The organism is Cytobacillus solani, assembly GCF_001420595.1.
In the GTDB taxonomy this organism is placed as follows: Bacteria; Bacillota; Bacilli; order Bacillales; family Cytobacillaceae; genus Cytobacillus; species Cytobacillus solani.
In genome coordinates this window covers 1,832,033-1,844,821 of the sequence record NZ_LJIX01000006.1, presented here as the reverse complement: position 1 = coordinate 1,844,821, position 12,789 = coordinate 1,832,033, and the positions used below count along the sequence as shown (strand labels likewise).

The following is a 12,789-nucleotide window of genomic DNA, read 5'->3' as shown; positions in this document are numbered from 1 at the left end:
TATATTTTTTAGTTAGACACTCTCTTCTAAAGTCATATAACTCTTCCCACTTCATCAATTCCAGCAATATGTTGAAAGCCAAGATTTCTATATTTCTTTTCATAATTAGTCATTAGCACATACTTTTCGTGCGCCTTCTTTTCTTCTTCCTTCCGCCTGTGCCACTTTTTTAATAGCTGTTGAACACCCTTTCGTTCATCTTTGGCTAGCAATTCAATAAAGGAATCATCTAAGCGATCCTCTGCAATTATTTTTTCTTCAATTTCACGAATACTTAACTTTCCCATGATTGTTCCCCTTCATTTTCTTATAACCTATGTATCGGCGTTTAGGAAAAAAAATGAAGGCCTTCTATAAGGAGAAGGCCTTAAGTACTAGATTGTATTTATTGCTCATTGGATAATTCTAATAAGTCCTCAGGGCGCTCCAAGGTAATGGCTCCTAATTTCTCTGAGCGAAATTCTCTAATCACCAGTTCTGTTACTTTATCATAATCGATTTCGCCGCGTCCCATGAGGCATCCCCTCGACTTTCCAATTGCATCGAACAATTCTACAATGTCTTCAGGAATGACTTCAATTTGAAATCGCTCTTTCAATCGATCAGGATATTTGTTTTCCAGAAAACGAAGAGCAAAAACAGCGATATCTTGTAGGTTTAAAATTGTATCCTTTATTGCACCCGTAAGGGCCAATTTTAAGCCGACTTCTTGATCTTCGAATTTCGGCCATAAAATTCCTGGTGTATCAAGTAATTCTAGTTCCTTCCCAACTTTAATCCACTGTTGTGCTTTTGTTACTCCAGGCATATTTCCTGTTTTAGCAATATTTTTCTTGGCTAGTCTGTTAATTAACGTGGATTTTCCTGCGTTTGGAATACCTACGATCATCGCCCGTATCGCTCTAGGTCTGACACCCTTCGCTCTCATGCGGTCAAATTTCTCCTGCAGTATCTCCTCAGATGCAGCAACAATTTCCTTCATCCCTTGTCCTGCTTGAGAGTTTATCGCAAGTGCCTTTATCCCTTTCTCTTTGAAATATTTAATCCATTGCTTTGTCGCTTCTTTATCAGCCATGTCCGCTTTATTAAGAAGAACTAATCTTGGTTTATGTTGAATGATTTCATCAATCATTGGATTTCGAGAGGAATATGGAATTCTAGCATCGACAAGTTCAAAGATGATGTCTACAAGCTTTAGTTTTTCTGTTACCTGTCTGCGGGCTTTCGCCATGTGACCCGGAAACCATTGAATGGTCAAGGCTGCCACCTCCATTTTTAAAATTTTGAAATTCTTAATGATGAATAATGATACTTATTGAGGAGAGAGATGAGAGGTTGATGAGAAGCAAACAGTCTTAAACTGATTGCTTTCTCATCGTTTATTTTACAATACGAATATCTTCTATTGGCCAATAAATAATCCCTGTATTCCCTAGTACTTTTTCCATTGGAACCGCCCCAATATGTCGGCTATCCTTACTGTATCTGCGATTATCACCCATAACGAAAAGATGACCTTCAGGAACAGTTTCCGATCCTATTTTTTCTTCAAGAGTAAATGGTTCAGTTAACGGTCCATCAATTACTTGTTTTTTGTATTCATCAAGGTATGGTTCTTCATATGCTTTTCCATTCACAAAAAGCGTGTCATCTTTATACTCGATTCGATCACCTGGGAGACCAATGACTCTCTTTATGTAATCTTTATTTTCGGGTGCATGAAAAACAATAATATCGAACCGTTCAGGCTTGCCGATTTTATAACTGAACTTATTCACAATCATTCGATCCTGATCATGCAACGTAGGCATCATCGACAATCCATCGACTACTATTGGTGCAAATAAAAAGTATCGGATTACTGCCGCTAACAATACCGCAATAATAAGTGCCTTTGTCCATTCCCACAGTTCATTTTTCTTCTTAGCCATTATTTCCCCACCATTCTCTTGTAAAAATATCCATCCAAAAACAATTCGCTTTTAATTGGATCGCTTTATTCCTCTATTATATATTACAAAAATCTCCCTGAAAAATCAGGATGGGAGCCTTATATATTTATTATTGATCAAATGTGTTAATTTATTTGCTAAGAAAAAGGAGCTTGTTGAACAAGCTCCTTTCCGCTTTTCTTATTATCGAATTTCTTTAATACGAGCTTTTTTACCACGTAGGTTACGTAGGTAGTAAAGTTTCGCACGGCGTACTTTACCGCGGCGGATAACTTCAAGCTTCGCAATCTTTGGTGTGTGTACAGGGAATGTACGCTCTACGCCTACACCGTAAGAAATCTTACGAACTGTGAAAGTTTCGCTGATTCCACCACCACGACGCTTAATCACAACTCCTTCATACACCTGAATACGCTCACGTGTTCCCTCAACAATACTTACGTGTACACGTACAGTATCACCAGGACGGAAAGCAGGAAGGTCCGTACGAAGTTGTTCTTTTGTGATCTCTTCGATTAATTTATGCATCGTTTTCAACTCCTTCCAACAGATGCTCTTGCACATCATTTCTTCCAATTGCAGCGGAACATCTTTATAAGACAAAAACTGAAGTCTTCAGCCTAAGTCACAAAAAGTATTGTACCATACTTGGCAATCAACTTCAATGCTATTTATTCTCTTTTTTGATTTCTTCCAGCCATTTTTTCTGTACCGGAGATAATTCTATATGTTCAAGTAAATCCGGCCTTCTTAGCACAGTCCTTCTTAATGATTCCTTCGTCCGCCATTCATCAATAAGGCGATGATTGCCAGAAATAAGAACGTCAGGAACCTTCATTCCTCTGAAGTCTGCTGGACGTGTATAATGAGGATGTTCTAACAGACCAGTACTAAACGAGTCACTTAAGTGAGATTCTTCCTTTCCTAGCACACCAGGCAGGAGGCGAACGACGCTATCAATGACGACCATTGCACCAAGTTCTCCCCCTGTTAGCACAAAATCGCCAATAGAAATTTCATCGGTCACAACATGCTCCCGAATTCTTTCATCATAACCCTCATAATGACCACAAACAAAAATAAGGTGATCTAAATCGGCGAGCTCTTCTGCTTTTTTTTGGGTATATTTCTCCCCTTGCGGACAAAGGAGAATCACCCGAGGGGCTGAAGCACTGTTTTCACGTAAATCGGCAACAGCATCAAAAATGGGCTGAGGCTTTAATACCATGCCAGCGCCCCCTCCGTATGGGTAGTCATCAACCGTCTGATGTTTATTATCAGCATACGCTCTAAAATTCACTACGTTATATTCTACCGCTTGATTTTCCGCCGCTCTTTTTAATATTGATGACCCAAGTACTCCATCGAACATTTCCGGAAAGAGGGTAAGGACGTCAATTTTCATCATGACAGCAGCCCATCAATCGGATCAATGATTACATTCTTTGCCTTTACATCTACTTTCTTCACTACATCTTCTATATAGGGAATTAAAATGTCTTTCCCGTCTTTGCCTTTAATCACCCATACATCATTAGCACCAGGCGAGAGAATTTCACGGATTTTTCCGAGTTCCTCCCCTTCAAGTGTTGAAACTGTACAGCCAATGATTTCATGGTAGTAAAATTCATCCTCATCAAGCTGACCGAGCTGGTCTTCCGATACCTTTAATAAGCCACCCTTCATTTTTTCAATATCATTCATATTTTCATATCCTTCAAAGGTAAGTAAATCAAATGACTTATGTGTTCGATGTGACTTGATTATTAGCTCTATGGGTGCATTCGAGTCAGGCATAAACAATGTTAATTTATTTCCAGGCTTATATCGCTCATCAGCAAAATCTGTTTTTGAAATTACGCGTGCTTCTCCTTTAATTCCATGGGTATTCACGATTTTACCAACATTAAACCATTTTTCCATTCCGTATTTCACCTCTAACGTATTTCGTCAATGATGCCATCTTTTATAATGATCGTCTTTTCACTTTGCACAGCTTCCCAGCGATCGCCTACTTCTATTTCGATAATTGCCTTTACTTCCTTTTCTTTCAACTCGCTACCCAATGGTAGTATATGTAATTGTTCAATTTGAAAATCCAGCAGCTTTACTTTTTCTTCACGTTTTTGGATTTCTTGTTCGAAGTGTAGTTTTATGTTGTTTGGCTGATATTTTTTCGTTTTTTCTAGTTTTTTTAATTCAAATCGAAGCTGTTCGCACTCTTTTTTCAGCTGTTGTTTATTTTTCTCATAGCCTTCTAGCAGCGCTAATTTGCTTTTCTCTGTAAGAACTTGCTTTACCACGACAGATTGAAGTATTTTCAACTCATCAACGCCTCCCAAGGGCTGTGATCGTGTTCTAGCTTTCGTTAATTGCAAATGAAAACCTTTGATAATTGGAAAAAAAGGAGGGTATGAACCCTCCTTTCTTTCGCATTTCTTATTGTCCAGCTACAGCGCCTAGCCTCTCGAGGTCATAAGCCAATCTGCCAAGAAGGTTAAAGTACAACCTTCTCGCCAGCTCGTCTTATGCTTGTCGGGGCTGACCAAGGCGCTTTCGCATTTCTTATTCACTAATCTCTAAGAAGATTTTCTTCTGTTGTGAAGATCCTGCTGCATAGACAACAGTTCGAATTGCTTTCGCAACGCGCCCTTGCTTCCCGATTACTTTCCCCATGTCAGTCTTGTTGACAGAAAGCTGATAGGTCACGCGATTTTCATCTTCTAGAACCTTTACTTGAACATCTTCTGGAAAATCAACAAGGGGCTTCACAATCATTTCGATAAGTTCTTTCATTTGTTTATGAATTACTTACCGTTTTTTGCGTTATGGAATTTTTCCATAATGCCTTGTTTAGAGAAAAGGTTACGAACTGTATCTGATGGCTTCGCACCAGTTTGAAGCCATTTAAGAGCTAACTCTTCATTGATTTCAACAATTGCTGGTTGTGCAACCGGATTGTAAGTTCCTACTGTTTCAATGAAACGTCCATCACGTGGTGAACGAGAATCAGCTACTACGATACGATAGAAAGGAGATTTATTAGCTCCCATACGTTTTAAACGAATTTTTACTGCCATTATTAAAGCACCTCCGAATAGTTTCACACAAGATAGTATATTATCAGATTCCTAAATAGTTTGTAAAGGTTTTTTTCTTTACAGTTCAAAAAAATTTTTCTTTTTCACCTAAAAAGGATTAAATGGCAGCTTAAATCCGCCTTTTTTCTTTCCTTTTGGTGAGCCGCCTGTCATTTGTTTCATCATTTTTTTCATATCTTCAAATTGTTTAAGTAAACGATTTACTTCAGGAACGGTTGTACCGCTTCCCTTAGCAATCCGTTTACGGCGGCTAGCATTAATCGTTTCCGGATGTATTTTTTCATCCTTTGTCATCGATTTAATGATCGCTTCCACATGTGTAATTTGCTTTTCATCAACTTGGAGATTGTTCAAGCCTTTAATTTTGTTCGCCCCTGGCATCATTTTCAAGAGCTCATCAAGCGGTCCCATACTGCGAACCTGACCTAATTGTTCTAAGAAATCATCAAATGTGAAGGAAGCAGTTCGAAACTTTTGCTGCATTTCCTTTGCTTTTTCTTCATCCACATTTGCCTGAGCCTTCTCAATTAATGTCAGAACATCGCCCATCCCTAATATGCGTGAGGCCATCCGTTCTGGATGAAAGGCTTCAAGTGCATCTAGCTTTTCCCCAAGACCGACAAATTTTATCGGTGTTTCTGTTACGGCACGGATTGATAGCGCTGCTCCTCCGCGGGTATCACCATCAAGTTTTGTCAGCACAACACCTGTCAATCCAAGCTGTTCATTGAAGCTTTTTGCCACATTAACAGCATCTTGACCAGTCATTGCATCAACAACAAGAAAGATTTCATCCGGCTTAGAAAGCTCTTTAATTTGCTTAAGCTCGTCCATTAATGCTTCATCCACATGTAAACGGCCAGCCGTATCAATAAGGACATAATCATTATGATCTTCTTTTGCTTTTGCAATTGCTTGTTTTGCAATTTCAACTGGGCTTACCTGGTCACCAAGTGAGAAAACTGGCATACTCAGTTGTTTCCCTAGCGTTTCAAGCTGTTTAATCGCAGCCGGACGATAGATATCTGCTGCAACTAGCATAGGATTACGGTTGTATTTTTTTCTAAGCAAATTAGCTAGCTTACCGGTTGTTGTTGTTTTACCAGCACCTTGTAAACCAACCATCATAATCACGGTTGGCGGTCGGTTAGAAACAGCAATTTTACTTTGCTCTCCACCCATTAACTCGGTAAGTTCTTCCTTAACAACCTTAATAACCTGCTGCCCAGGCGTTAAGCTCTTGAGAACTTCTTGGCCGACAGCTCGTTCACTGACCTTTTTAACAAACTCTTTGACGACCTTAAAGTTAACATCCGCCTCTAATAGTGCAAGTCGAACTTCACGCATCATGTCTTTTACATCTGATTCATTAATCTTTCCCTTGCCGCGGATCTTCTGGATTGTATTCTGCAGTCGGTCGGCTAATCCTTCAAATGCCATCTTGCCGCCTCCTAATCTAATTTCTCAAGCTCAGCTACAGTCTCAATAATCGTTTCGTTTATAGGATTGTCTCCCTTAAGCATTTCCTTCATTTTGACAAGCAGCTTGCTCCGCTCTTGAAATTTCTGAAATAATAACAGCTTTTCTTCATACTCTTCAAGCATTGCTTCAGTTCGTTTAATATTGTCATAAACCGCTTGTCTACTTACATCATATTCCTCAGCAATCTCTCCAAGTGAAAAATCATCCAAGTAATAAAGGGACATATAGCTTCGCTGCTTTGGAGTCAACAACGATTGATAAAAATCGTAAAGATAATTCATTCTCGTTGTCTTTTCTAACATCCCTACTCCCCCTTGTTAAGTGAAAAGCCTTTACAATAGTAAGTTTACCCAGAAGCACTACACATGTCAACTAGAAAAGCGGAAGCGACTTGCTTACCCCAAACAATCATCAGACGAATAGGTGGAGAGAAGTTCTTTTCTTCCCATCAAATACTTGGGTTATGACCTATAGCCCTAGGTGCCGCAGCTATTCAAATAGAAATATATAGGAGACAGTTCTTATGATTTCTTGCTTCCAATAGTCATTTTGGCCGTTCTTCAAGTGTAATCATTTTCTCTGTCTTTGCCTTTTTTCTTTTACCTTCTATGAGAAGCTTCTTAACTAGCCCATTTTAATAAAATTAAAAACAGTCATTGAAAATTAATGCTTCATAGTCCCCGCCTGGCTATTAGTAATCAGTCAATAAATAATATGCTTTCGTTTTAAGGTTCGTTCTCGATTTCCTCCTAGGAAAGTTCAAGTGAGACGTAGATCTATTCCCATCCCCCTACTTTTGTGAATATAAAAGCAGCTGGACCATCGGTCCAGCTGCTTACATTTCTTTATTTTTTATGCTTCCTCTTCAACTAAGTCTGCAAATAACCCATATACATATTGTTCCGCATTAAATTCCTGTAGATCATCCATTTTCTCACCGAGACCAACAAATTTTACTGGAATGTTTAGCTCATTTCTAATAGCAAGAACAATTCCACCTTTTGCTGTCCCATCTAGCTTTGTCAATACAATTCCGCTCACATCTGTTGCTTCCTTAAAGGTTTTGGCTTGGATCATTGCATTTTGACCTGTTGTTGCATCAAGAACCAATAATACCTCATGCGGTGCACCCGGAATTTCACGTTCAATGACGCGCTTCACTTTTTCTAGCTCTTTCATTAGGTTCACTTTGTTTTGCAATCGACCAGCTGTATCACAAATAAGGATATCTGCATGACGGGATTTGGCAGCTTGTACGGCATCAAACATAACAGCAGCAGGATCTGACCCGGCACCTTGTTTAATGACATCAACACCTACTCTTTCTCCCCATACCTCAAGCTGTTCGATCGCACCAGCACGGAACGTATCACCAGCAGCTAACAAAACCTTTTTTCCTTCATTCTTAAATTTATGGGCAAGCTTTCCAATTGTAGTTGTTTTTCCTACACCGTTCACACCAACAAATAGAATAACAGTTAAGGCGTCATCTTGCATATTTAATTCAGCAGAACCTTCCCCGCCTGCTTCATAAATTTCAACAAGCTTTTCTGAGATCACACTTTGAACCTCTTGCGGATCTTGGATGTTCTTGCGCTTTACTTCCATTTTTAATTCTTCCACAAGCTTCATAACAGTATCAAAGCCCACATCTGCCTGGATTAAGATTTCCTCTAGCTCTTCAAAGAAATCCTCATCTACTTTGCGATATCTCGCTACTAGATCATTTACCTTTCCAGAAAAGTTATCCCGTGTTTTCGCTAATCCATCTTTAAACTTTTCTGTTACACTATCTGTTTGCTTCGTAATTTTTTCTTTTAATTTCTTAAAAAAACTCATGTTTTCACTTCCTTTTATTGGGTAACTAACTCCTTCGTTTCTTCCAAACGAACAGAAACTAATTTAGAAACGCCTGATTCCTGCATCGTTACTCCATATAATACATCTGCCTCTTCCATCGTGCCTTTCCGATGAGTAATGACAATAAACTGTGTTTCTGTGCTGAATCTTTTTAAGTATTGGCTAAATCGGGATACATTCGCTTCATCAAGCGCTGCTTCTACCTCATCAAGAATGCAGAATGGTACAGGACGCACTTTCAAAATCGAAAAGAGCAGGGCGATAGCTGTTAATGCGCGTTCCCCACCCGACAAAAGTCCAAGATTTTGTAACTTTTTTCCTGGGGGCTGAGCAACAATCTCCACACCTGTATTCAATAAATCTTCTGGATTCGTTAATTTCAGGTCGGCTCTGCCTCCGCCAAATAATGAGCAAAAAACGGTCTCAAAATGATAGCGTATTCCCTCAAATGTTTCTTGGAAACGTTTTTTCATTTCCGTATCCATCTCGTCAATTACTTGAAATAATGTATCTTTTGCTTCTTGGAGATCATTTTTTTGCTCAAGAAGAAATTCATACCGTTCAGACACACGGTCATACTCTTCAATTGCGCCAAGATTCACAGTACCAAGCTCTTCGATAGCCAATTTAATCAGTTTTACTTTTTTCCTCGCTTCATCTGCTGGAATCGTCAATGGATATTCTTCCTTCGCAGCATCGAATGATAGCAAATATTCTTCGCGCAAATGTGTTAATCTATTTTCCAATTCAACGTCAAGTCTGTTCAGCTTTACCTCTTCATCCTTTAATGCTTCAGTCATCCCTTTATGCTGTCTCTTGAGCTCTTTTGTTTCTAGCTCTATATCTTCAAGTGCAGATTGCAGCTTTAAACGTTCTTCTCTTCTCGATGAAATTAGTTTAATTGTTTCTGTTTTATCCTGAAGCTTTCTTTGGGCTGCATCTTCAAGCTGCTGTTCTCCTGAAAAGCTATTTGTCATTTCTGAAGATAATAATTGTAAATCCTCTTTAATGGTTTCTAGCTTTTCTTTGTTTAATGACAATTCTGAGGAAAGAGCCTCGAATTTATCTTTCACATGGTTCAATTGCTCTGTTTTTGAAGCAAATTTTACTTTTAAATCATTTATTTCAGTATAAAGCGTTTCCTTGGAGGTTTGCTGCATGTTTTTCTGATTAGTAAGCCTATTAATTTCTAAATCATAGGAAATTATCTGATTTTCAATTTCCGACAGCAACATGTCGAGTTCAGACTTTCTTGTTATTAATCTTTCTTTGTCCTCGGAAAATTGTGTCTTATCAAGATCATACAGAGATAACCTCTCATTCAAGCTTTTTTCTTCAAATTCTACTTCACGAAGATCGCCCTTTACAGCTTGTTCCTTTAATCGAAGCTCTTCGCCTGTTTTTCTAAGCATTTCAAGATTTTCTTCAAGCTTTTGAATATCTGACTTTAACATTTTCACTTGCTCTTCCATGCTAAGCGTTTTCGTTTCCATGTCATTAATTCTTGTCTTTAATTCCTCTAGCTCGCCTTTTCTGCTAAGGATGGAGGAAGTCTTTTGTTTTAAGGCTCCCCCTGTCATCGACCCACCAGGATTAACCACATCCCCATCAAGTGTGACGAGTCGCACACGATACTGAAGGATCTTCGCCAGTTCATTTGCACCTGGTAAATCTTTCGTTATCACTACATTCCCAAGCAAATTATGAATGGTTTCATTGTACTTTGGATCCGTTTCAATTAATTTTGCGGCAACACCAATGTATGAAGGATGATGTTGAATAGACTGAAGTTGGCTAGGGTTTATGGTCTTTCCTTTTATTACATTAAGAGGAAGGAATGTGGCTCTTCCATAAGAATTTTTTTTCAAGTATTGGATTGCATCCCTGCCATCCTTTTCGGATTCAACAACGATGTGCTGTGTTGCTCCTCCTAAGGCTGTTTCAATGGCCGTTTCATAATCCTTCGGTACTTGAATTAATTCAGCAACGGCCCCTTCGATTCCGTTTAGTTTGCTACCGCGTGCCTTAAGAACCTCTTTTACACCTTGAAAGAAGCCTGAATATTCATCTTCCATTTCCGCAAGCATTTCTTGTCTGGATTTTGCCTTTTGTAAATATTGATAAGCCTGATAAAGAGTTGTTTCTTGTTTTTGGTAATTATTTTTTGCCGCTTCCAGCCTTCTTTGTACATCTCTATATTTCTTTACTTGCTCGTCCAATTCATTCTGAACATTTAAAAGGTGAGATTGAACAGTTTCCTTCTTTTCAATGATTGCTATCCGCGTTTGAATGAACGCTTCATTGTCTTTTTCAAGCCTGGATGTCCGATAACCCAATTGATCTTCCTGCTGTTCAATGTTTTGCAGTTCATTTTTAGCTGCCGCTTGTTTACTTAAAACTTCAATGTAGTCACTTTTAAGTGTTTCAATCTTTTCCTCTGTATTCTCGCTAAACAATTTAAGCTGATCCTGCTTTTTCTTTAATTCCTTTTGCAGCATAGAGGCAGCTTGTTCTATTTCTAATAATAAGTGTGATTGTTTTTCTTTTTCTTTCGTCAATTCCAAATCTTTATCTGTCAATTCTTCTAGACTTCGATGAAGCTGATCTTTATTCTGAGAGGCATTTTTCTTTCTTTCTTTAAGAACTTCTTTTCTTCCTTCAAGCTTTTCAAGCTCCTCACTTGCATGGAGCAGAACATTCTGTAAATCATTAATTGATTCATCAATTGCTAGTGCATGATCTCTTAATTCTTCAATTTTTGCTTCCTTGCTTTGCAGTGTTGCTGAATGTTTTATTTCATTTTGCTTGTGAAGTTCTAATTCCCTCGAAAGTTTCTCCCATTTTGAATGTAAATCCTCAATTTCGAAAACAGTAAGTGCCACTTCTATTTTTTCTAGTTCTTCCTTATGTTCTAAATAATCCTTTGCAATGGATGCCTGTATTTTCAATGGTTCTACTTGAGTTTCTAATTCATACACAATGTCATTCACACGGTTTAAATTCTCTTGCGTTTCAGAAAGCTTTCCCTCTGCTTTCTTCTTTCTTGTCTTATATTTAAGGACCCCAGCTGCTTCTTCAAAAATGGTTCTTCGCTCTTCGGCCTTACTGTTAAGAATCTCTTCCACTCTTCCTTGACTTATGATGGAAAAAGCTTCTCTTCCTAAACCAGAGTCCATAAATAAATCAACAATATCTTTTAACCGGCATGACTGTTTATTTATTAAAAAATCACTTTCTCCTGAACGATAAACTCTTCTTGTCACGCTCACTTCATTATAATCAATGGGCAGACGCTGATCCTCGTTATCTAAGGTGAGCGTAACTTCTGCAAAGTTCAGTGCTTTACGCGAATCGCTCCCAGAAAAAATAATATCTTCCATTTTTGCACCGCGCAAAGATTTGGCTGATTGCTCCCCCAATACCCAGCGGATCGCATCAGTAATATTGCTTTTCCCGCTTCCATTCGGTCCCACAACTGCTGTGACACCGGGAACAAAATCAACCATGATTCTCTCAGCAAACGACTTAAATCCGACAACATCTAACCGTTTTAAAAACAACTGCTGCTCCCCCTCACTCCAGGGCATTACCTCCCTAGTACTTTTGTTTTTACGTATGACTTTTTAACACCTCAAGTGCCATCTGGGCAGCGTGCTGCTCTGCTTCTTTCTTCGACCTGCCTGTACCAATCCCTAATTCTTTTCCATTCATTGATACTCTTGATACAAATTCACGATTATGTGCAGGGCCTTTTTCTTGTAAAATTTTATATTCAATCAAACCAGTGCCATCCCGTTGAATGAGCTCTTGAAGCTGGCTTTTAAAATCCATCACATGCGAAAATGCTCCCGAATCAATTTTCGGAAAGACAACTTTTTCGAGAAAACGAATAACAGTTTGCAGCCCTTGATCCAAATACAAAGCACCAATAAAGGCTTCAAATACATCAGCAAGCAGGGCAGGTCTTTCTCTCCCCCCAGTCATTTCCTCACCTTTCCCTAAAAGAATTAATGTCCCAAACGACAAGTCATGTGCAAATGCTACTAACGAAGGCTCACATACAACAGCAGCCCTTAATTTTGTTAATTCTCCTTCACTCATCATTGGATATTTAAGGAATAGAAAATGGGAAACAGTTAACTCAAGAACCGCATCACCTAAAAATTCTAGTCTTTCATTGTCTTCATGTGGTTTACGGCGATGCTCATTTACATACGATGAATGGGTGAACGCTTGCTTTAGCAGTTTTTCATTTCGAAATTGGATTCCTAGCTTATTCTGAAATTCTTTAAATTGCTTATCTGTTGAACGAAAAATGCGTTTTTCTTTGTCTTTCCCATTATTGTGCATATTGTTTCACCCTTGTTAGTTATTAAATTGTTTTCTATCAATAG

At 38.6% G+C, this 12,789-nt stretch carries 14 protein-coding genes; all 14 read right to left on the bottom strand.

Features of this window, described 5'->3' with window-relative positions:
* Nucleotides 1-32 precede the first annotated feature (32 nt).
* Complete coding sequence (locus tag AN957_RS11075; RefSeq protein WP_056684089.1) at nt 33-287, bottom strand: hypothetical protein; 255 nt, start codon at nt 285-287, stop codon at nt 33-35.
* 98 nt (nt 288-385) lie between these two features.
* The gene (gene ylqF, locus AN957_RS11070) at nt 386-1,258 is read right to left on the bottom strand and encodes a ribosome biogenesis GTPase YlqF (RefSeq protein ID WP_053475646.1); all 873 of its coding nucleotides are present in this window, start codon (nt 1,256-1,258) and stop codon (nt 386-388) included.
* Between the two features lie 121 nt (nt 1,259-1,379).
* Complete coding sequence (gene lepB, locus AN957_RS11065) at nt 1,380-1,931, bottom strand: signal peptidase I (RefSeq protein ID WP_053475645.1); 552 nt, start codon at nt 1,929-1,931, stop codon at nt 1,380-1,382.
* Nucleotides 1,932-2,135: 204 nt separating this feature from the next.
* Nucleotides 2,136-2,480 (bottom strand): 50S ribosomal protein L19, encoded by a 345-nt coding sequence (gene rplS / locus AN957_RS11060; protein ID WP_053475644.1) that lies wholly within the window; start codon nt 2,478-2,480, stop codon nt 2,136-2,138.
* Nucleotides 2,481-2,619: 139 nt separating this feature from the next.
* The gene (trmD, locus tag AN957_RS11055; protein ID WP_172797703.1) at nt 2,620-3,357 is read right to left on the bottom strand and encodes a tRNA (guanosine(37)-N1)-methyltransferase TrmD; all 738 of its coding nucleotides are present in this window, start codon (nt 3,355-3,357) and stop codon (nt 2,620-2,622) included.
* On the bottom strand, nt 3,357-3,875 hold the full coding sequence (rimM, locus tag AN957_RS11050; protein ID WP_053475642.1) for a ribosome maturation factor RimM: 519 nt from the start codon (nt 3,873-3,875) through the stop codon (nt 3,357-3,359). The genes trmD and rimM overlap by 1 nt, the downstream gene beginning before the upstream one ends.
* A 14-nt stretch (nt 3,876-3,889) precedes the next feature.
* Nucleotides 3,890-4,276, bottom strand: coding sequence for a YlqD family protein (locus AN957_RS11045; protein ID WP_056684086.1), 387 nt, complete (start codon nt 4,274-4,276; stop codon nt 3,890-3,892).
* 241 nt (nt 4,277-4,517) lie between these two features.
* On the bottom strand, nt 4,518-4,748 hold the full coding sequence (locus AN957_RS11040; protein WP_053475640.1) for a KH domain-containing protein: 231 nt from the start codon (nt 4,746-4,748) through the stop codon (nt 4,518-4,520).
* 11 nt (nt 4,749-4,759) lie between these two features.
* Nucleotides 4,760-5,032 carry a 30S ribosomal protein S16 gene (gene rpsP / locus AN957_RS11035; protein WP_053475639.1) on the bottom strand — a complete coding sequence of 91 codons (273 nt, stop codon included), beginning with the start codon at nt 5,030-5,032 and terminating at the stop codon, nt 4,760-4,762.
* 108 nt (nt 5,033-5,140) lie between these two features.
* Nucleotides 5,141-6,493 (bottom strand): signal recognition particle protein, encoded by a 1,353-nt coding sequence (gene ffh, locus AN957_RS11030; protein ID WP_053475638.1) that lies wholly within the window; start codon nt 6,491-6,493, stop codon nt 5,141-5,143.
* Between the two features lie 11 nt (nt 6,494-6,504).
* Entirely contained in the window at nt 6,505-6,837 is a 333-nt protein-coding gene (locus tag AN957_RS11025; protein ID WP_053475637.1) for a putative DNA-binding protein, read from the bottom strand.
* Between the two features lie 550 nt (nt 6,838-7,387).
* A complete protein-coding gene (ftsY, locus tag AN957_RS11020; RefSeq protein WP_053475636.1) occupies nt 7,388-8,374 on the bottom strand; it encodes a signal recognition particle-docking protein FtsY in 987 nt (328 codons plus the stop codon).
* Between the two features lie 14 nt (nt 8,375-8,388).
* Nucleotides 8,389-11,955 carry a chromosome segregation protein SMC gene (gene smc, locus AN957_RS11015; RefSeq protein ID WP_053475635.1) on the bottom strand — a complete coding sequence of 1,189 codons (3,567 nt, stop codon included), beginning with the start codon at nt 11,953-11,955 and terminating at the stop codon, nt 8,389-8,391.
* A gap of 49 nt (nt 11,956-12,004) precedes the next feature.
* Entirely contained in the window at nt 12,005-12,745 is a 741-nt protein-coding gene (gene rnc, locus AN957_RS11010) for a ribonuclease III (RefSeq protein ID WP_053475634.1), read from the bottom strand.
* Nucleotides 12,746-12,789 lie beyond the last annotated feature (44 nt).